Source organism: Bradyrhizobium sp. UFLA03-84, assembly GCF_002289535.1.
Classification (GTDB): Bacteria; Pseudomonadota; Alphaproteobacteria; order Rhizobiales; family Xanthobacteraceae; genus Bradyrhizobium; species Bradyrhizobium viridifuturi.
In genome coordinates, this window is the sequence record NZ_NSJY01000015.1 from 167,117 (window position 1) to 187,380 (window position 20,264).

17 protein-coding genes are annotated in these 20,264 nt (G+C 64.9%); 10 read left to right on the forward strand and 7 right to left on the reverse strand.

What is annotated here, in order from left to right; genetic code table 11:
* Positions 1-23 precede the first annotated feature (23 nt).
* Positions 24-917, reverse strand: a complete 894-nt coding sequence (locus CK489_RS29460) for a LysR family transcriptional regulator (protein ID WP_095734818.1) — start codon at positions 915-917, stop codon at positions 24-26.
* Positions 918-1,012: 95 nt separating this feature from the next.
* On the opposite strand from CK489_RS29460, the gene CK489_RS29465 reads away from it, so the two are divergent.
* Together CK489_RS29465 and CK489_RS29470 are read left to right on the forward strand one after the other, a co-directional pair.
* Positions 1,013-1,834 (forward strand): N-acyl homoserine lactonase family protein, encoded by an 822-nt coding sequence (locus CK489_RS29465; RefSeq protein WP_095734819.1) that lies wholly within the window; start codon positions 1,013-1,015, stop codon positions 1,832-1,834.
* A 160-nt stretch (positions 1,835-1,994) separates the two neighbouring features.
* Positions 1,995-4,727 carry a bifunctional diguanylate cyclase/phosphodiesterase gene (locus CK489_RS29470; RefSeq protein WP_095734820.1) on the forward strand — a complete coding sequence of 911 codons (2,733 nt, stop codon included), beginning with the start codon at positions 1,995-1,997 and terminating at the stop codon, positions 4,725-4,727.
* Between the two features lie 41 nt (positions 4,728-4,768).
* Here the strand turns inward: CK489_RS29470 and CK489_RS29475 are convergent, their stop codons facing one another.
* Both CK489_RS29475 and CK489_RS29480 read right to left on the reverse strand, forming a co-directional pair.
* Positions 4,769-6,121: a S41 family peptidase gene (locus tag CK489_RS29475; protein ID WP_050626406.1), complete on the reverse strand. Its 1,353-nt coding sequence runs from the start codon at positions 6,119-6,121 to the stop codon at positions 4,769-4,771.
* Between the two features lie 180 nt (positions 6,122-6,301).
* A complete protein-coding gene (locus CK489_RS29480) occupies positions 6,302-7,495 on the reverse strand; it encodes an NADH:flavin oxidoreductase/NADH oxidase (protein WP_245350540.1) in 1,194 nt (397 codons plus the stop codon).
* A gap of 173 nt (positions 7,496-7,668) precedes the next feature.
* On the opposite strand from CK489_RS29480, the gene CK489_RS29485 reads away from it, so the two are divergent.
* Positions 7,669-8,766: a rhomboid family intramembrane serine protease gene (locus tag CK489_RS29485; protein WP_095734822.1), complete on the forward strand. Its 1,098-nt coding sequence runs from the start codon at positions 7,669-7,671 to the stop codon at positions 8,764-8,766.
* 70 nt (positions 8,767-8,836) lie between these two features.
* Here the strand turns inward: CK489_RS29485 and CK489_RS41515 are convergent, their stop codons facing one another.
* Together CK489_RS41515 and CK489_RS42400 are read right to left on the reverse strand one after the other, a co-directional pair.
* Complete coding sequence (locus tag CK489_RS41515) at positions 8,837-8,986, reverse strand: hypothetical protein (protein WP_157860863.1); 150 nt, start codon at positions 8,984-8,986, stop codon at positions 8,837-8,839.
* Positions 8,987-9,406: 420 nt separating this feature from the next.
* Positions 9,407-9,715, reverse strand: coding sequence for a type 2 periplasmic-binding domain-containing protein (locus CK489_RS42400; protein WP_245350541.1), 309 nt, complete (start codon positions 9,713-9,715; stop codon positions 9,407-9,409).
* Between the two features lie 378 nt (positions 9,716-10,093).
* On the opposite strand from CK489_RS42400, the gene CK489_RS29495 reads away from it, so the two are divergent.
* A complete protein-coding gene (locus tag CK489_RS29495; protein WP_095734823.1) occupies positions 10,094-11,350 on the forward strand; it encodes a hypothetical protein in 1,257 nt (418 codons plus the stop codon).
* Positions 11,351-11,386: 36 nt separating this feature from the next.
* Here CK489_RS29495 and CK489_RS29500 read toward each other — a convergent pair whose 3' ends face one another.
* Together CK489_RS29500 and CK489_RS29505 are read right to left on the reverse strand one after the other, a co-directional pair.
* The gene (locus tag CK489_RS29500) at positions 11,387-12,298 is read right to left on the reverse strand and encodes an amino acid ABC transporter substrate-binding protein (RefSeq protein ID WP_050626531.1); all 912 of its coding nucleotides are present in this window, start codon (positions 12,296-12,298) and stop codon (positions 11,387-11,389) included.
* Between the two features lie 135 nt (positions 12,299-12,433).
* Positions 12,434-13,366: a DUF3280 domain-containing protein gene (locus CK489_RS29505; RefSeq protein WP_095734824.1), complete on the reverse strand. Its 933-nt coding sequence runs from the start codon at positions 13,364-13,366 to the stop codon at positions 12,434-12,436.
* A gap of 226 nt (positions 13,367-13,592) precedes the next feature.
* Between CK489_RS29505 and CK489_RS29510 the strand changes: the two genes are divergently transcribed.
* The 6 genes from CK489_RS29510 to CK489_RS29535 all read left to right on the forward strand — a co-directional run bounded on the left by CK489_RS29510 (position 13,593) and on the right by CK489_RS29535 (position 20,188).
* Positions 13,593-15,011 (forward strand): sensor histidine kinase, encoded by a 1,419-nt coding sequence (locus CK489_RS29510; protein ID WP_095734825.1) that lies wholly within the window; start codon positions 13,593-13,595, stop codon positions 15,009-15,011.
* The gene (locus CK489_RS29515) at positions 15,008-15,670 is read left to right on the forward strand and encodes a response regulator (RefSeq protein WP_095734826.1); all 663 of its coding nucleotides are present in this window, start codon (positions 15,008-15,010) and stop codon (positions 15,668-15,670) included. The genes CK489_RS29510 and CK489_RS29515 overlap by 4 nt, the downstream gene beginning before the upstream one ends.
* A gap of 1,010 nt (positions 15,671-16,680) precedes the next feature.
* Complete coding sequence (locus CK489_RS29520; protein WP_095734827.1) at positions 16,681-17,319, forward strand: HAD family hydrolase; 639 nt, start codon at positions 16,681-16,683, stop codon at positions 17,317-17,319.
* 25 nt (positions 17,320-17,344) lie between these two features.
* A complete protein-coding gene (locus CK489_RS29525) occupies positions 17,345-18,556 on the forward strand; it encodes a molybdopterin molybdotransferase MoeA (protein WP_095734828.1) in 1,212 nt (403 codons plus the stop codon).
* Positions 18,557-18,800: 244 nt separating this feature from the next.
* Positions 18,801-19,505 carry a transcriptional repressor LexA gene (lexA, locus tag CK489_RS29530; protein WP_050626399.1) on the forward strand — a complete coding sequence of 235 codons (705 nt, stop codon included), beginning with the start codon at positions 18,801-18,803 and terminating at the stop codon, positions 19,503-19,505.
* Positions 19,506-19,759: 254 nt separating this feature from the next.
* The gene (locus tag CK489_RS29535; protein WP_095734829.1) at positions 19,760-20,188 is read left to right on the forward strand and encodes a hypothetical protein; all 429 of its coding nucleotides are present in this window, start codon (positions 19,760-19,762) and stop codon (positions 20,186-20,188) included.
* Positions 20,189-20,264 lie beyond the last annotated feature (76 nt).

The window sequence follows — 20,264 nt, forward strand, 5'->3', positions numbered from 1 at the left end:
AACGGGCCCGGAAGGGACCTGGTTCACCCCGCCCCGTAGACACGTTTCAGCGCTTCGACCAAATGGTCGAACATTGATCTCATGGGCGGGCTCTTGCGCAAGTCCCGATGCATCGTGACCCAAACGTCGAGGCTCGGCGAAAACTCCTTGGGTAGCAGATGCACGAGTTGGGTGTCCTCTCGCACAACCGCCCGCTGGCAGATTCCAATTCCGAATCCCGCCCTGATGGCCGCCAACTGAAGCAGGGTGTTGTCGGCCCGCAGCGTAAAGTCCTCCCGCTTCAATTGCAGGCCGAGACGATACAGGGCTCGCACAGCAGGGGTCTCGTGATCAAAGCCCACCAGGCAATGCCGTTTCAGCTCGCGTAAATCGGCGGGCTTGCCGTGCTTTTCCAGGTAGTTCACGTGAGCATGGAATCCCAGCCGAGCCTGGCCGACCTTGCGCGCGACGAGATCGGCCTGTGTCGGCCTCATCATGCGAATGGCGATATCGCAGTCCCGCCGCAACAGGTCTTCCAGCCGGTCCGAAGCGGAGATCTCGACGGCCAATCCCGGCTGGCTCCGCTCCAACTCAGTGAGAATTGCCGGAAGAATCTCCGTCGCAACGATCTCGGAGGCCGCGAGGCGGACCACTGCGCGGGGCTGGCCCGCTTTGCTCGAAATCGCTCTCAACAATGTTTCGGAGGCGGTGGCCATGGCCAAGGCGTGCGGTTGCGCAACGATGGACGCCGCGGTCGGCTTCAGGCCATCCTGGGCGCGCGTGAAGAGCGGCATGCCGAGAGTGGCCTCCAGCTCACGGATGTGCCGGCCGACGGTCGGCTGGGTGAGATTGAGGGAGCGCGCCGCGCCCGAGAGGCTCCCCTCGCGCAGCACCGCCAGAAACGACCTGTACAGCTCCCAGCTTGGATTTTTCTCCATGCATCTTTGTATACCTACTGAAGAACCTTCGACAATTCCGTTCATCGGGATGAGCGCGTATCTGGGGTCCACCCAACGCCTCAACGAGAGCCCAGATGCGTATCCATGCTATCCAGACAGGAACGGTCAAAATCAAAACCGCCCAGGTCAAAGGCCGAGGCCACGGCCTCATCGACATATTCCTCGATCCGAACTGGACCGACTGGGTGCCGACATTCGCATGGGCGATCGAGCATCCGGAAGGCGTCATTGTCGTCGACAGCGGCCAGGGGACGCATCTGCTGGCGCATTCGCGCGAGCTCAATCCCTATGTGAGGTGGGAAGTCGGTTTCCAGATCGAGCGCGAGCAAGAGATGGGGCCGCAGCTCCGGGCCTTGGGGATCGGTCCTCGCGATGTCAAAAAAGTCGTGCTCACTCATCTTCATATGGATCACGACGGAGGCCTGGCGCACTTCCCCGATAGCGAAATCATCGTCCCAGCCGGCGAGCTCGCGCAGGCGCGCGGATTGCTGGGGCGCGTGCGAGGGTACCTTCCCCATCGTTGGCCCGCCTGGTTCGACCCAACACCGATCGAACTGCTTGCGCAACAATTCGGCTCGTTCACGCGCAGCCGGCCGCTGACAATGGCGGGCGACATCGTTGCGGTGGCGACGCCTGGACACACACCGAACCACATGTCCGTCGTTGTTCAGGATGGCGACACCGCAATTTTCCTCGCCGGCGACACCTCCTACAATCAGGCGCTGATGCTTTCAGGCACCGTCGACGGGGTGAGCGCCGGTGCCGACATCGCAAAAGCCACACTTGATGCCATCAAGGCCTTTGCGCAAAGCCGGCCCACAATCTATCTGCCGACGCATGATCCGGAATCGGGTCTCCGCCTCGTCAACCGGCAGCTTGCCGTATCGGCCAGCTAGTCGAACGGCGAGCGAGAAGCGCCAGCGCCCATCCATCCAGGCAACCATTCGTTAACCAATCTCGCTAACCGGCGCTCCATTTCGTTTGGATACGACTTTCGCGGGCCGGAGGTGCGCGAAAGCTACTTCCGGGTGAAACGCCTGGAAGCGATAGCGACACATGAATCCAAACGGCAGCGCCTCGTTCAACATCACCTCGGTGATCGGCAGCGGTCCGATCCGCTGGCTGATCCTCGGCGGCGCCGTGCTGATGGCTGCGATCGCGATCGGCGCCACCTTGATGGCCGGGAATTTCCGCGAGCGCGCCCTGCACAACAGCGAGCGCGAGCTCGAGAACACCGTGCTGCTGCTGGCGCGGCATTTCGACCAGCAGCTCGACGATCTCGAAGTGGTGCAGCGCGACCTGATCGCCTTCATGCGCGACAACGGGATCGCGACCGTTGAAAACTACAGGCGCCGGATGTCGTCCGCCGACATCCATGCGATGTTGAAGTCCAAGATGGACGCGCTGTCCAATGTCGGCAGCCTCAACGTGTTCGACGCCGACGGCGCGCTGATCAACAGCTCGGGCGCCTGGCCGCTGCCGCAGGTCAGCATCGCCGACCGCAACTATTTCCAGATCTTCAAGTCGAGCCCCTACTCGTCCGACATGCAGGTCGCGCCGGTGATCAGCCGCGTCAACGGCGGCTGGACCACCGTCATCGTCCGCAAGGTCACCGGCCCGCACGGCGAATTCCTCGGCGTGGTCGGCCGCGGCATCGAGCCGGCGACGTTCGAGAAATTCTTCTCTACCGTCGCGCTCGGCGAAGGCGCCGCGATCTCGATGCACCATCGCGACGGCACGCTGCTGGCCCGCTATCCCCATGTCGAGGAGATGATCGGGAAGAATTTCCGCACTGGCCCGGCCAGCCAGCAGCAGGTGTTCGAGCTGCCTGCGACCACCGCGCGGATGGCCAGCCCGGTCGACGGCAAGGACCGCCTGGTGTCATCGCGGGCGCTGACCAAGTTCCCGATCGTGGTGGTCGCCACGACCACCACCGAAGCGGCGCTGGCCAATTGGCGCGAGCAGATCGGCATCCTGATCGCGGTGACCGCCGCATCCGTGCTGGCGATCGCGATCCTGCTGACGCTGGTGGTGCGCAAGCTGATCCAGCAGCATCGCGCCCAGCAGCAGCGCCTGACGCTGGAGAAGCTGCGGCTCGATACCGCCGTCAACAACATGACGCAGGGGCTGCTGCTGTTCGATGCCGCGCAGCGCCTCGTGATCTGCAACAAGCGCTATATCGAGATGTACGGCCTGTCGGCCGACGTCATCAAGCCAGGCTGCAGCTTCCGCGACGTCATCGTACATCGCTATTTGACCGGCTCGTTCCAGGGCGACGTCGAACGCTACGTCAACCTCGTGCTGCGCGACGTTGGCGTCCGCAACACGATGGTGATCGCGACGCCGGACGGGCGCTCGATCCAGGTCGTCAACGAGCCGCTGGCCGATGGCGGCTGGCTTGCGACCCATGAGGATGTCACCGAGCGCCGCCGCGCCGAGGAGCGCATCACGCATCTTGCCCACTACGACGCGCTGACCGACCTGCCGAACCGCGCGCTGTTCCACGAGGAGATCAAGCGCGAGCTGACGCACGTCACGCCCGACAGCCAGCTCGCGGTGCTCTATATCGACATCGACGAATTCAAGGGCGTCAACGACTCGCTCGGCCACATGGTCGGCGATGAGCTGCTCAAATCCGTCGCGCGGACGCTGAGCGGCGTAATCGGCGACGGCGATTTCGTGGCCCGGCTCGGCGGCGACGAATTCGCGATCGTGCAGACCGACGTGAAGAGCGAGCTGGAGGTTACCGACCTCGTCGCGCGCATCTACGAGGTGATCCGCTCGCCCTATCAATGCCTCGGCCATCAGGTCACGACCGACGCCAGCATCGGCATCGCGCTGGCGCCGAGGGATGGCGCCGATCTCGACCAGATCATGAAGAACGCCGACCTCGCAATGTATGCGGCGAAATCGGCCGGCCGGCGCGTCGCGCGCTTCTTCGAGCCGGCGATGGATGCCGACGCCCGTGCCCGCCGCGAGCTCGAGATGGAGCTGCGGCGGACCATCGCCGCGGGCCACGGGCTCGAAGTGCATTACCAGCCCTGCGTCGACCTGCGCAGCAACGAGATCACCGGCTGCGAGGCGCTGGTGCGCTGGCGCCATCCGGTGCGCGGCATGATCTCGCCGGCCGACTTCGTGCCGATCGCCGAGGAGACCGGCCTGATCAACCAGCTCGGCGAATGGGTGCTGATGACGGCCTGCAAGGAGGCCGTGAACTGGCCCGATCACATCAGGCTCGCGGTCAACGTTTCGCCGGTCCAGTTCCGCAGCGGCACGCTGGCGCTCAAGGTGATCGCAGCGCTCGCAGCGTCCGGCCTGTCAGCCGGCCGGCTCGAGCTCGAGATCACCGAAGCCGTGCTGATCCGCGACGACGAGACCGCGCTCGCCGCGCTGCACCAGCTCCGTGCCATCGGCATCCGGATCGCACTCGACGATTTCGGCACCGGCTATTCGTCGCTGAGCTATCTCAAGCGCTTCCCGTTCGACAAGATCAAGATCGACCGCTGCTTCGTCACCGACATCGCCGACCCGCAAGGCTCGGCCGGCATCGTCGAGGCCGTCGTCAACATCGCCGCCGAGCGCAACATGACCACGACGGCGGAAGGCGTCGAGACCACGCAGCAGCAGCAATTGCTGCGCGAGCTCGGCTGTTCGGAGATGCAGGGCTATCTGTTCAGCGCACCGAAGCCGGCCGCCCAGATCCGCGAGCTGCTGGCCGGGCATCGCCGCGGCCCTGCCGCGGGGTCCAGCCAGCCTGGCAGGCGCAAGCCGGTCGCTCGCATGGCCTGATAGCCCGGATTAAGCTCAACCCGGGCTACCCGCACCAGCGCCTAGTTCGGAACCGGCCGCTTCTGCGCGGCCTTGGTGTCCGCGTTCTTGGCGTCGGCGTTGACAGTGACGCCGCGCAGCTGCTTGAAGGCCGCCGCCAGCGCCTTGTCGTTCTTCTCGTCCGGCGGCACGTAGGACTGCGAGCCGGTCTGCTCGGCGCCCTCGGCGGCGAGATGGCCGCGCATCGAGGCCTCGCCCTTGAGTTCGGAGCGGGTCTTGAACTCGTCCGGCACGTCCTGCAGCACCTCGATGTCGGGCTTGATGCCGAGCGCCTGGATCGAATGGCCTGATGGCGTGAAGTAGCGCGCCGTGGTCAGCGCCAGCGCGCCGTTGCCGGCGCCGAGCGGAATGATGGTCTGCACCGAGCCCTTGCCGAACGAACGGGTGCCGATCAGGGTCGCGCGCTTGTGGTCGTGCAGCGCGCCGGCCACGATCTCCGAGGCCGAAGCCGAACCGCCGTTGATCAGCACCACGAGCGGCTTGCCCTTGGTCATATCGCCGCCATGGGCGGTGAAGCGCTGGGTCTCTTCCGGATTGCGGCCGCGGGTCGAGACCACCTCGCCCCGCTGCATCAGCGTCGAGGTCACCGACACCGCCTGGTCGAGCAGGCCGCCCGGATTGTTGCGGAGATCGACGACATAGCCGGCGAGCTTGTCCTGCGGGACTTCCTTCTGGATCTCGCCGATCGCCTTGCGCAGGCCCTCGGTGGTCTGCTCGTTGAACGAGGTGATGCGGATATAGCCGATGTCGCCGCCCTCGACGTGATACTTCACCGGGCGGACGCGGATGATCTCACGGGTGATCGAGAGCTCGATCGGCTTGTCGGCGTCCTTGCGGACGATCTTCAGGCGGATCGAGCTGTTTGGCGCGCCCTTCATCTTGTTGACGGCCTGGTCGAGCGTCAGGCCCTGGATCTGCTCATCGTCGATCGAGGTGATCACATCGCCCGACATGATGCCGGCACGCGAGGCCGGCGTGTCGTCGATCGGGGCCACCACCTTGACGAAGCCGTCCTCCATGGTGACCTCGATGCCGAGCCCGCCGAACTCGCCATGCGTGGTCTCCTGCATCTCCGCCCAGCCCTTCTCGTTCATGTAGCGGGAATGCGGATCGAGCGAGGAGATCATGCCGTTGATCGCGCCCTCGACCAGTTTGGAGTCCTCAGGCTTCTCGACGTAGTCGGTCTTGACCTTCTCGAACACCTCGCCGAACAGGTTGAGCTGCGAATAGGTGTTGTCGGAATGCGCGGCGGCATTGGCGACGGCGAACAGATGCGCCCCCTGCGGCGAGGCCACGAGCAGGGTGAGACACGCACCCGCAACCGTCCCGAGGAAGAAGCCAACATGTTTGCGCATTGTCCGTGATCCCTTCGCTAGCGGCCGGCAACGTTTCGCAACATACGGCCCACCTCACCCCGACGCGGGGCACCACACAACGGATTTTTGGTCGGATCAAGGCCGCCTTGCCACCGGACCATTACGGTCCTGTCACGATGCCCTGGTCAGTGCCAAATCAACAACTTAGTCAGCACCAAATCAGTCTGATGTCAGCTCCCGGTCGGCCTCTGGCCCAGGCTCCCGCAACCCGTTCTGCCAGGTCGACGGCCGGGTCCCGAATCCGCGCTTGGCCCGGGTACCCAGCCAATAGCCAAACTGCGGAGGAACATTGCGAAATGGCCCTTCAACCCCGAGTTTCAATGCCGCATCCATCGGCCAGTTGGGGTTATTGAGGATTTCCCGGCCGATCGCGATCAAATCTGCTTGTTTGTCACGCAGGATCTGCTCGGCCTGGTCACCATGGATGATCAGGCCGACCGCCATGGTCATGATATCGGCATGGGCGCGGACATATTCCGCCAGCGGCACCTGATAGTTGTATTTGATCTCCTTGCCGAGAATCGGCGCCATCTCGCTGATTCCGCCCGACGAGCAGTCGATCACGTCGACCCCCTTGGCCTTCAGGATGCTGGCCAGCCGGGCGCTCTGCTCCGGACCCCAGCCGGCATTGTCCTCGACCGACAGGCGCACGAACAGCGGCTTGTGATCCGGCCAGTGCGCGCGCACGGCCTCGGTCACCTCGATCAGGAAGCGCATCCGGTTGGCTTCCGAGCCGCCATACTGGTCGCTGCGCTGGTTGGAACGCTCGGAGAGGAATTCGTGCACGAGATAGCCATGGGCACCGTGCAGTTCGAGCACGTCGAAGCCTGCCTCGTCGGCGCGCCGTGCCGCCTGCCCCCAGGCCGCGACGAGGTCCTTCACCTCCTGCGTCTCAAGCGCCCGAGGCACGGGCCAGCGCTCGCTGTGGGCCATCGCGCTCGGTGCCACCGGTGTCCAGGCATCCCAATCCTCGATTTCGGCGCTCCGTTCGAGTGGACGATCGCCCTCCCAGGGGCGGCTTGCACGCGCCTTGCGGCCGGAATGGCCGAGCTGGATGCCGGCGACCGCGTTCTGCTGCTTGATGAAGCCCGCGACACGGCTGAGCGGCGCGATGAACTTGTCGTCCCAGATGCCGAGATCGCCGATCGTTCCGCAGCCGCGGCGCTCGACCTTGGTCGATTCGACGATCACGAGACCGGCACCGCCGGCGGCGAACTTGCCGGCATTCATCAGATGCCAGTCGGTCGGGAAGCCCTTCTCGGCCGAATACTGATGCATCGGCGGCACCACGATGCGGTTCTTCAGCGTGACGCCGCGGATGGTCATCGGCGAAAACAGCAGCATGTCGGACATCGCTTCCTCGCAGAACGTCGTTACCCGGCGCGCCGGACCGATCTTGGCTTTCAGAGCGACGATATACGCGCCGCGCGATGGCCGATAGAGGCACCGCCGGGACCTTGCACGCGGGAGTGGCATTCCTCAAACCGGTTCGCTACGCTGCGGAACCTTCCCTCCCGGCTGTGACAATGGCCACAAACCGCACAAATCCCGGCCTCTTCGAGATACCCCATGCGGCGGTCTACACGCTGATGACGCTGACCGTTCTGGCATCGGGGTTCTGCTTCATCCAGGCCGGCGGCGCATCGGCGCCGGCGGTGCTGCTGTTCCGCTATGGCGGAATGTACACGGCCGCATTGGCACGGCACGAATATTGGCGGCTGTTCGCCTACGGCTTCCTGCACGTCAGCTTTATTCATCTCGCCACCAACATGCTGTGTCTCGTGCTGTGGGGCGGGCATCTCGAGCGTCGGGTCGGGCCGGCCTACTTCGTCATCATCTATTTCTGCGCGATGGTGTTCGGTGCCATCGTCGGCAATGCGACCCACGCCACACCCTATCTCACGGTCGGCGCCTCCGGCGCCACCTCGGGCATTCTCGGCGCTTTGCTCTGCCTGTGGATCCTCGGCAAGCTCGATGTCCGCTTCGACTTCTTCGCCATCAACATCGGGCTGAACATTGCGCTCGCGATCAGCAATTCGCGAATCGACTGGGGCGTGCATCTCGGCGGCTTCGCCGCGGGCCTGATTGTTTGCGCGCTGCTCGACCTCGTCGAGAAGCTCAACGCGCATCTGCTGCGCTGCCGGTTTCCGGAGGCCGTGAAGGTCAATCTCGCGCTGCTCGCCGGCGTGGCGGCGTTCTTTGTGTGGGCCGCCTGGGCGCAGAACCTGGCGCCGAGCTTACCGGGATGGATCGTCGCCGCAGGCTTTGTCGTCGCATGTTGCGCCGTGATCAAGCTGGTCGATCTCGCGCTGTCGATCAGGAAGGGCCTCGCTGCCGTCATCATTGCGCTGGCCTGCGCCAACGCGGGCTCTGTGGCGCTCGGCGGCCGGGCGCTGGCGGCAATGTCGGTCTGCGTTGCGCGCCGACCAGGCGGTCCCGCGCCGCTCGACAACCTGCTCGACGCATTCTGCGGCAATCCCGTGCTGGTGACCGCACTGGTCGCCATTGGCGCCGCCGCGCTGACGCTGCTGCTCTGCTCAAAGGAAATCCACCGCGGGATCGAGGACGTCGGCTTCGTCGGCAGCTCGCTGCGCGCCGAGCGCAATCGCCGTCACGGGCTCTGAATGGCGCGACCGCGCTGCCCGAACCGGCCGCGCTGGCCTGAAAGCGTCGCTGATTCGCGCCGCTCCGATCCTACTGCGCGGGTTTCCGGTTCGCCGACACGTCCGTCGGGCAGCTCGTTCCGCAGGCAATCGCTTTCTTCTGGTCGCCGATACGCCACATCAGCAGCGCGACCAGGACAATGATGGTGACGGTGAGCTTGGCCAATGTGTCGTGATTCAATGTCAGCTCCGAACAGCGATCGGCACAGCCTGGGAAATCAGCTGCAAGCAGAATGTGGCGCCGAGAGACCGGTGCCGGGATCGTCTACCAAGCCCGCATGCCATTCGGGTTAATCGACGTCATCATGATACGGCGCGAGGCGCCGCATGCAACCTTTCCGGTCCGCATGGCAGCACGGCACCGCCGTGGCCGGCTGGAACCTTCGCCGCTGTGTGCCGTTCAGTGGCCGTGCTCTGAATCATTGCCCCAGAGGCACACAACACCTCCTGCGGCCCCAGTCGTCATGCTGGGGCCGTAAATGTTCGAGTTCCACGCATTTGGGAACATGATGGACGGAGTTGTGCACCGATCGTGCGGGAACCGCGCATCAATGTGGGCGCCGGTCCCTAGCCCAAATGGGCTACGCGCGCATGACCTACGTCAGATCCGCGCGAGGCTGGCCGCGCCCGCGACGATCGCATCGTTGAAACTCGTGTCCCAGAATTTTCCGACCTCGGTGCGCTGATCGAGCACACCGAGCTTGAGGAAGGTGTCGGCGACCTTCTGGTGTGTCTCCGGCACGTCAGGCGTCACGCCGGCGAGCGAGAAGTCGTCGCTGCGACGGGCGAACTGATCGAGAATGTCCTGCAATGGCAGATGAGTTTCGGCCACCTGCGCCTCGGCATAGACCGGAAAATTCTTGTTGGCGAACGCATAGGCGCGCTGGATCCGCAGCAACAGGTCGCTCACCGCCGCATGGCGCAGCGGCTCGTCGACCGCCCTGGGATTGGCGTAGATCGGGAAATTGCCCGAGAGATAGCCGACGCCGGTCTTGAGCAGGCGCGCGCCCTGCCTGGCGATGGCGAGCTGCCCATTGTAGCCATAGATCGCCCAGGCATCGAGCTTGCCGGAGGCGAACGCCGTGTAACCGTCCGACGGCGTCAGGTTGATGGCCTCGATATCGCCGAACCATCCGGGACGACTTCCTGGCTCGCCACAGCCGGCACCAGCACGTCGCTTCGCTCATGCGCGCTTCCGTGACGAGCGTGTGCAATTTTAGGCAATTCCTTGGCAGGATGTTCGGCAGCCACAAGCTAAGTCCGGACGCTACGAAACGGGTTCGCGGCAATGGCAACTACCGACTGGTCCGATCTGACACTCGCTCAAGCTATTTCGAGCTATCAGGAACGTCACCCGGCGGAATGGCGCGCCTATGTTCAGTCCGAAAGCGAGCGCGGCTTTATCTCCAACTCCATGCACGACCACATCATCTCGCACCTTGAAGAGCTGTTGCCGGGACTTCAGCGAAGAGACTACCGCGACGGCGCGGTCGCGTTCCGTTTTGCCAGCGAGCGCGCGCTGCATTTTTCGATGTGGCAACCGGAGAACCGGTCTCGGCGGTTCGACGATTACTGGGCCTACGTTCGAGAGGTCGCACCACAGCTCGGTGGTGTACGGTCCAACGGGTCGGTCGATTGGTCCGCTGAACAGATCGCCCAGCTGATTGTCCATCTTCAGGAGAAGCAGCCGCAGTTCTGGACCAACATGCGCGACGTCTACGACAAGCTCGGCTTCTCAGACTCCCGCATGAGTCTCGAATTGCGGAATCAGGTTGCAGCCAGATTCCCGGTGCCGGAAGACATCGACTACTCCTTCAATGCTTGGCGCGCCGTCGTCGCCGAAGCCAACCGGCTCTATCAGTTTGAGATGATGAAGCCTGAGAACAAGGAGCTGTCGGAGCGATTGTGGCACGCGCGGCGTGACGATCCGGCCGCTCTTACGTTTGACGAATGGCGAGACACAGTTATTGCGGAACGGCCCGGGCTTGACGCGTTGAGCTTCGTGACCGACCGAAGGAGGCTCCTCGTCGATTCGGTAGAGCGGATGGCCGCCGAATATGCGCCCTATCAGGACGATGTGGACGAGCTGATGTCCGACGACGTCCCCCCCGGAGAAGCGACCTATCTGGGCGCTCTCGTCGAGATGACGCGCCATTGCTTACCAGCTGGCGGCCAAGGCGTGTCGACGGACGCGGATACCGTGGACACTTTGGCGATGTCCGCCAACGAACAGGCAGCTCTTGCTCTGACGCAGTACGGGCTGATGGAGCCAGTCACCGGGACACTGGCAAGGTGGACGCCTGCCGGAAAGAGATTTCTGGCGGAACGCATCACCTACTGGAGACACAGGAACGATGCTGCCGAGGCTCATGACCTCCTCCCGGATCTAGCTCAAAAGACGTATGTGATCCGGATGCCCGTTCCCCAATCGAGGTTCGAAGCGACCTTCATCGATTGGACTAATCAGATCGCCGTGGCGCTGTCCATTGTTGCGCTCGCCTACCTTGTCTTCCTTGCTAGACTTGATCTACTCGGCAAGCCGTGACTGCTACGGTCGAAGCCTTCGCCGCGCCCTACGTGGCTACTTTCCAACTTCATACACATCAGGATCGTAGCTCGAGCTCGGATTCTTGAACGCAATCCGCAGCGCCGGCGACATCGGGACGTTGTAGTTGATGCCCTTTGGCGGGGTCGGCTGCTCCAGCCACTTCTTGTACATCACCTCGATCTCGGGGCTCTTGTAGAGCTCCGCGGTGGCGCGGTCGGCGAGCGCCTTGAACGGCGCGTCTTCCCGGCGCAGCATGATGCCGAACGGCTCCGCCTTCGAGAAGGCCTCATCGCTGATCATGTAGAGCGCGGGCTCCTTCGACCGCGCAATCGCGACCGCCAGCTGGACGTCATCGAGCGCATAGGCTTGGGCGCGATCGGTCTCCAGCATCAGGAACGCCTCGGCCTGGTCCTTGGCCGGGAGTACGTTGATGCCGAGCTTGCGGTCGGTATTGACCTTGATCAACTGCGTGAGGTTCACCGAGCCGGCAACGGCGGTGACCGACTTGCCCTTGAGGTCATCGATCGAATTAATGCCGGCCGATTTCTTGGCGGCAAAGCGCGTTGCGCTCAGGAAGTGCGTGTTGGTGAAGGTCACCTGCTTCTGGCGATCCGCGCTGTTGGTGGTCGCCGAGCAGTGCAGGTCGATTGTGCCGTTGACCATCAGGGGGATACGGTTCGACGAGGTGACGGGAAGGTAATCGACCGCGATGTCGGGCATGCCGAGGTCCTTCTTCACGGCATCGACGATCCTGATGCAGATATCGAGCGCAAAGCCGATCGGGCGCTGGCTGTCGTCGAGATAGCTGAAGGGAACGGACGCCTCCTGAAAGCCGAGCGTGACCTTCCTGGTCTCCTTGATCTTCAGCAGCGTGCCCGACAACTCCTCGGCCGCCACGGGGCTCGCGGCGAGCGTGAGAGCGAAGAGGACGGCGGGCAAACGCATCGGCGGCTCCTGTGCGGTGATCAGGCGGCGTTGATAACCCACGCACAGGCCCGGCGATAGACGACGCCGTGTCTAACAGCTATCGCGCTTTGCTATAGTCCGCCGGCCGTTCGCCGAATGCTGTCGCCGGCAGGGCTAGCGCTGCGCCCCGCCCTCGAGCAGGCGATCGCCGACCAGATGGACCGCGCCGCGGGTCCAGGAATAATCGGCGCCCATCCGCAGGCCGCTGTCGCCACGGGAGACGACCGTGCCGCTGCGGGCGTCGCGCACCTGGAAGCCGACCGTGTATTCGGTCCGGCTGACCCGCCTGATCACGCCGATCAGCGATTGATCGGCACCGAGTTCCTTCGCAATCGCGGCCTCGCAGCCGTTGCAGTCGCGCAGTGCGCGCGCCTTGACGGGCTCGGCCGTCGCGCCGGCGGTGTCGACCAGGCGATAGCGGCCCGACTGCGCGAGCCGGTCACGCACGCCCTTCGTTACGTCGGCGAGATAAGCGGCATCGGAGTCGGCAAGACCGGCCGCTGACGCCGCGGAGTTATCCTCGAGCTCGAACGCGAATACCGCAAGCCCGAGCGGCGCCGCGGCCGTTGCCTGCGCCGGGGGCAGCGCGGCCGCGAGGGCAGCGCGCACCTCGCGCGACACGAACATCCGCGCGTGGTCCCACGCCTCGTCATTGTCGCCGCGAAACGTGTAGAGCTTTTCGTACAGGACACGGCTCGCGCCGACATCGATGACCGCGACCTTGGCCCATTGGATCAGCGTACTCATCTTCTGCACGCCGCCGACCACCTTGATCTGCGCCTCGCCTGCCGGTGCCGCCGACGGGACCAGTCGATAGCGCGGCTCCGCGGCCACATCGGCGCGCAGCGCGGTCATGAATGCATCGAGCCGCTTCTGGTGCGCGGCGGTCTGATCGACCACCTCGCCCGAGGTGTCGACATAGCTGAAGTCGTCGATGCTGACGCCGAGCGGGGATGCCTGCGCGGCGGCTTCGGCGCGAACCGGACAAGGTCCGGCCAGGAGGCCGATCAACGCGAGGGCGTGCAAAACAAGGCGGGACTGGCGCATGAACTGGGCCCTTCGGGTGCTTGTGCGGGCTGGTCGACCGCAGATCTAGGGCAACCGCCTCGGCACCGCAGCGGAGCGTCTCCCGGCCGGTGCCGGGAAAATTTCACGACCGCGGTCCGCACCCACCGCGGCGCTTCTCGACACGTTCATTCTGCCGTTTAATGCGCATCACGGCCCTGCCCCGCAACGGGCGACGAAGGCCGCCTGCGACTGCGAGGATACGCCGATGCGGAATTGGTCCGGAAGCGATCTGAAGCTGCGGCTGACCTTGCGTGTGGCCGCTGTTGCCACACTCTGCTTTGCCGTGATCTCCGGCTACTTCCTGTTCGACTCCGACCGCGCAGTGCGCGCCAGGATCGCGGCCGTTGCCGAGGTCGCCGCAAGGACGCTGGAGCTGCAGCAGAACAAGATCCAGTGGCTGAACAATCCGCACGCCGAATTCCCCGATCTCGACAGCGTGGCCGCCTCGGTCATGGCGCCCGGCCTGTGCCTCGCATTTCGCAGCAAGGGCGGCGAGATCAGCCAGCGCTTCTGCGGCGGCGCGCAAACCGATACGGCCGCGCCGCCGCTTGCCTTCGCGGCTCTCTATCGCCGTCTGTTCGATCCCGGCCGGGAGGCCGTGCGCCCGGTGGTTGCGCGCGGCCATACGATCGGCGAGGCCGTGGTCTGGGTCGATCCGGCCGTGCTGACCGCCGAGGCCTGGCACGATGCCGGCCGGCAGATGGCGGTGCTCATGATCGCGCTGCCGCTGCTCTGCGCGCTTGTTTATGCGGCGCTGGCGCGTGCGCTGCGTCCGACGCTTTTGATCCGCAACGGGCTGGCGCGGATCGCCGCAGGCGACCTCGCCGCGCGCCTGCCGCCGTTCGATCTCGCCGAATTGTCGGCGATCGGCGACGTCTTCAACCAGCTCGCCGAGCGCCTCGCCGCCGCGCTGTCCGACCGCAACGCGCTGACGCAAAAGCTGATCCTGGTGCAGGACGACGAGCGCCGGCATCTCGCGCGCGAACTGCATGACGAGTTCGGGCAGTCATTGGCTGCGATCCGCGCGCTTGCCGCTTCCGCACGCCTGACCGCGATCCAGGATTGCCCGCCTCTGCTCGCCGAATGCGACGGCATCGCGCGAACCGCGGCCGATATGATGGAGACGTTGCGCGGCGCCCTGTTCAGATTGCGCCCGCCCGATGTCGACGAACTCGGTCTCGCCGCGAGCCTGGAGGGCCTGATCGCCGGCTGGAACGGCCGAAGCCGCGGGCAGCCGCGGTTCGAGATCGCCCTATCGGGATCGTTCGCGCGCCTTCCCGCTTCCATCAGCGCCAATCTCTACCGCATCGTGCAGGAGGCGCTCACCAATGCTGCCAAGCACGCCGGCGCCACGCGCGTGGTGCTGCGGCTCGAGATGCGCGAGGCGGCTTCCGGCAGCGACGGCGAAATCGCGCTCGCTATCGACGATGATGGCCGGCCCGGCGATCCCCAAGCCGATCTGCAGGCCAAGTCCGGCATGGGCCTGCTCGGCATGCGCGAGCGGGTCGCGGCGCTGGGCGGGCGGCTGAGCTTCGAGGCCGCGCAGCCCCATGGCGCATCGCTCCGCGTTGTCGTTCCCCTCGCTGCCGGCGCAGCGGCAGCGGCGGTGGAACGCGCGGCATGAGCAACGCGGCGCGAACCATCATGCTGGTCGACGACCACGCCGTGGTTCGGGAGGGCTACCGGGCGATGCTGCAGAAGCAGCCGGGCCTCCGTGTCGTCGCCGAGGCTTCCGACGGCGTCGAGGCCTACCGCCTCTACAAGGAGACCGGGCCCGACCTCGTGATCATGGACCTGTCGATGCCCGGCATCGGCGGCATCGAGGCGATCCGCCGCCTCAAGCAATGGGACAAGCGCGCAAAGATCCTGGTCTTCACCATGCACCAGAACGCGGCCTTTGCGGCGCAGGCGATCCGCGCCGGCGCGAGCGGCTACGTCACCAAGACCAGCCCGCCGGAGACGCTGGTGCATGCCGTGATGGATGCGCTGTCGGGCAAGATCGCGATCAGTCCGGACATCGACCACGAGCTTGCGCTCAGCCGCCTCGCCGGCGAACGTGCCGCCGCCGACCTCCTGACCGCGCGGGAATTCGAAGTGCTACGCATGCTGCTCGCGGAAAAGACCACCGACGAAATCGCCGAGGCACTTCATCTCAGCCCCAAGACGGTGGCGAACCTGCACTCCCTGATCAAGGACAAGCTCGGCGTTGGCACGGACATCGAACTGGTCCGCCTCGCGCTGCGGCAGGGCATCCTGACGCAACTCGATCTGCGCGAACAATGAGACCGCATCGGGCGCCACTTGGCGATGCAGTCCGGCGCTCATCGAGATCGGCGCTCCAAAGAAAGGACCCCAGCGAGGGGGTCGCCGGGGCCAGAGCAACTCAGTCACATCATCCTAGACCCTTTCGCAGCGCATAGCCCCGCTCCTTCGGATGACCGGAGTCGTACGGGGCCAAAACCGTGAACCCTGGTCCGCTTTCGTCCGTATCCGTACTGGTCAGGATTTTGCCATTCCTCCTGGGGCTAGAACCAACGCCGCCCGCCGTATTTCAATGCGGGCGGCGTTGCTCGTTTCCGGACTGAAGTGCCGGCCAGTTTCATCGAAGTTCCCGGGCAGGAACCGGAACGGACCCTCATCGATGTGAGTTGGACAGAATGATTTTCGAGGAAGGAGCGTCGTCGCCGTGACCCGGAAAACCTTGCAGGCACGTTCTGAGCAGGCGCTCGTCGTCATTATTCTCAGCACCGGCGCACTCATCGCCTATCTCGGTCTGGCGCTATCCAGGATGTGAGCGGTCTGCGCTCGGCATGCCGAAAGCTGGTAACGCCAGCCACTGAGTTGCCTGACGGCGCAAGCCTCCCGCAGCACGATATTTCGATTTATCCGAAATTTAGTTCAGTATCGTCTGTCGCGAGAATGCGGATATGTGGCTCGCGCGAAAACACACACTCGCCGTCGTCCCGGCGAAAGCCGGGACCCATAACCCCAAATGTAAATTGCGACGCCATGTCGGAACGACGAGTCCCTTCAATAACATCTGCTGCGGCGTATGGGTCCCGGCTTTCGCCGGGACGACGCGTGGAGGGATTCTTGCCCCACCTCATCCTTCGCTGCCATCGCCCGGCTCAAGCACCGCTGCCTCTGGAATACTGGATCACCCGCTTTCGCGGGTGATGCCCCCGCATGAGATGGACCGAGCTCGGACCAACCTCAGCATTCCGGTCGCATGCCTGCCGCACAAATCGGGGACATTGCCGCCTGCCCGCAATTCTCGTACACGGTTTCATGCAATGACCTCGCAACTCTCCCCCGATACCGTGGACGTGCTGCTGTTCGATATCGGCCGCGTCGTGCTCGACATCGACCTCGACAAGGTGATGGCGCACTGGGCGCAGCATGCCGGCTGCGCGCCGGCCGACCTCGCCAGCCGCTTCGTCGTCGACGACAGCTTCAAGCATCACGAGATCGGCCGGATCGACGACGCGGCGTTCTTCGAAAACCTGCGCCAGTCGCTCGGCATCGGCCTCAGCGACGCGCAATTCCTCGAGGGCTGGAATTCGATCTTCGCCGGCGAGATGCCGGGCATCGCGCCGCTGCTCGCGGCCGCCGCGAAGCGGATGCCGCTCTACGCGTTCTCCAACACCAATCCGGCCCACATCGCGCATTTCTCGGTCGCCCATGCCGAGCTGCTCGGCCATTTCCGCAAGGTGTTCCTGTCCTCGACGATCGGCTTTCGCAAACCCGACGCCGAGGCTTACGATCATGTGGTAAAAGCCATCGGCGTGCCGGCGTCGCGGATCCTGTTCTTCGACGACCTGACTGCAAATATCGAGGGTGCGCGGGCGCGCGGCCTTCATGCCATCCACGTGACATCGACGGATGACGTGGCAAGGGCGCTGACTGCACTTGGAATTGACTCCCGGGAATGAACCCTGGAATTGAGGAGCTCTGAGCGTGGCCCTGATGCCGGTTGCCGATGCCCTGTCCGCCGTTCTCGCCGGCGCCGAGCCGCTGCCGCAGGAGATGGTCGCGCTCGATGCCGCCTACCATCGCACACTGGCGGGTGACCTCGCAGCACTCCGCTCCCAGCCGCCGCAGCCGATGTCGGCGATGGACGGCTATGCGGTGCGGGCCGCCGACGCGGCCGATCTGAAGGCCCGGCTCAAGGTGATCGGCGAAGTCGCCGCCGGCCGGCCGTTCGAGCGGACGGTCGGGACCGGCGAGGCGGTGCGGATCTTCACCGGCGGCGTGATCCCCGACGGCGCCGACGCCGTCATCATCCAGGAGGACACCAGGGTCGACGGCGACCACATTGCGATAACCGAGGCGGCTGCCGCCGGACGGCACATCCGCGCCGCGGGCGTCGACTTCCGCGAGGGCGACGTGCTGCTCACCGCCGGCAGCCGGCTGTCGGATCGTGCCCTGTCGCTCGCCGCGGCCATGAACTATCCGGAGCTCGCGGTGCGCCGCCGGCCGAAGGTCGCGGTGCTGGCGACCGGCGACGAGCTGGTGATGCCCGGCTCAAGGCCCGGTCCCGGCCAGATCGTCTATTCCAACGGCTACGCGCTGCGGGCGCTGGCGCGGGCGGAAGGCGCCGAGACCGTCGATCTCGGGGTTGCCGCCGACACCGTGGAGGCGACCACGGCCGGCATCCGCCGGGCGCGCGAGAGCGGTGCCGACATCCTGATCACGACAGGCGGCGCCTCGGTCGGCGACCATGATCTGGTCAAGCAGTCGCTGGAGGCCGAGGGCGTCAAGATGGCGTTCTGGCGGATCGCGATGCGGCCCGGCAAGCCGATGATGCACGGCCGGTTGGGAGCGATGCGGGTGATCGGCCTGCCCGGCAATCCGGTGTCCTCCTACGTCTGCGCCTTCCTGTTTCTGGTGCCGTTGATTCGGGCGCTGAGCGGCCGAAAAGTGATTCATCATGTCCGCGCGAGCGCCCTGCTCGGCCGCGACCTCGCCGCCAACGACCAGCGCGAGGACTATCTGCGCGCGCGTCTCGAAGAGCGCGAAGACGGCGCGCTGATCGCAACGCCCGTGATGCAGCAGGACTCGTCGCTGCTCGGGAATCTCGCTGCGGCACGGGCACTTCTCGTGCGTCCGCCGTTTGCGCCCGCTGCGCCCAAAGGCAGCGAATGCGAGATCCTGACGCTGCCGGAGTGAGGCCTGCGCGGCCCGCTCATGGTGCGTTGCTTGATACGTTCACCTGAAATTAAGTGGTTGCGGAACACATATCGAACATATAGTGTCCGTTCATGATTTGTTTCGAGTACTGGTGTCTACAAACGGGAAGCCGCCGGGGAGCGCTTGCAACAAGCAGCATGCTCCTGAGGTCAGGCCCGGCCTGCAGGCCCCACTGAAGAGTCTCGGAATCGAACGACGCTATCAACCGGGGGGAATACTCGAGATGCTCACGCGCAAACAGTACGAACTTCTGCGTTTCATCAATGAACGTCTGAAAGAGGCCGGCGTGCCGCCGTCCTTCGATGAAATGAAGGACGCACTCGACCTGCGCTCGAAGTCCGGTATCCACCGCCTGATCACCGCCCTGGAGGAGCGCGGCTTCATCCGCCGCCTGCCCAACCGCGCCCGCGCCATCGAAGTCATCAAGCTGCCCGAGCTCTCCGCCGGCGGCGGCAACGGTCGCCGCGGCTTCACGCCAAGCGTCATCGAAGGCACCCTCGGCAAGCGCACCAGCACGCCCCCGGTCGCCGAGGACGACGGCAACCGTCCGGTCGCCGTCCCCGTGATGGGCCGGATCGCCGCCGGTACGCCGATCGAGGCGCTGCAGACCCGTAGCCACACCATCAGCGTGCCGCCCGACATGCTCGGCGCCGGCGAGCACTATGCGCTGGAAGTGCGCGGCGACTCGATGGTCGACGCCGGCATCCTCGACGGCGACATGGCGCTGATCCAGCGCAACGACGTCGCCAACACCGGCGACATCGTGGTGGCGCTGATCGACGAGGAGGAAGCCACTCTAAAGCGCTTCCGCCGCCGCGGCGCGTCGATCGCGCTGGAGCCGGCCAACACTGCCTATGAAGTGCGCATCCTGCCGCCGAACCGGGTTCGCATCCAGGGCAAGCTGATCGGCCTCTACCGCAAGTACTGAGTGCAAATACTTGCGGCGGCGAGGAACGAGCAACACATCGGATCGTTCCTTGAAGGATAGCGTAACGTGCGGCCTGCCCGATGCGCTCCGATACCTCTCGCGCAGCGTCGCGTGTTTGTGATCGGAGCGTTCGCGGACCAGTCGTACAATCGCCCAGAAACGAGCAGAGACTCGTTCGCTATCGTCCACTCTGGTAGAGGCCCTATGCCTCAAGGAGAGGCACGGGTCGCTACCTCGAAATGAGGAGCCATCCGATGTGTGACTATAGTCTGCACGCCGTGGCATCGCGCCCCGCCATTGTCGGAGAGACGCTGATCACGACGACCTTCCGCGGCACGTCGACCCGCGGCTTTGCTTCGGAGAACGATCCGACCGTCGCGGTTTGCATGCTGCCGGGCACCGAGCTCGCTTTCGCCGAGAACGTTCGCTACGACAGCCGCTGGATCTGGACCAAGACGATGAACTTCCGCGTCGGCGTGTTCAACGAAGTCGAGCCCGACGTTCCCGATCGCCATCACGACGCGGTCGAATTCCCCGACGGCAGCCATGTGCTGGTGACCCAGCTCGTCGAGGGGCAGCGCGTCAGCGTGCTGCAACTGCCGGCGCTGCATCCGCAGGTCGAGCAGAAGCCGAAGGTTGTGGAGCGGCGGCCCTCCGCATTCGCGTCGCTGTTTTTGGGTTGAACGCATCGTCGCCGCGGAATGAACCATCCGGCGGCGGATGACCTAAGCGATTTCGAGCGACCCCGGACGCCGGGTT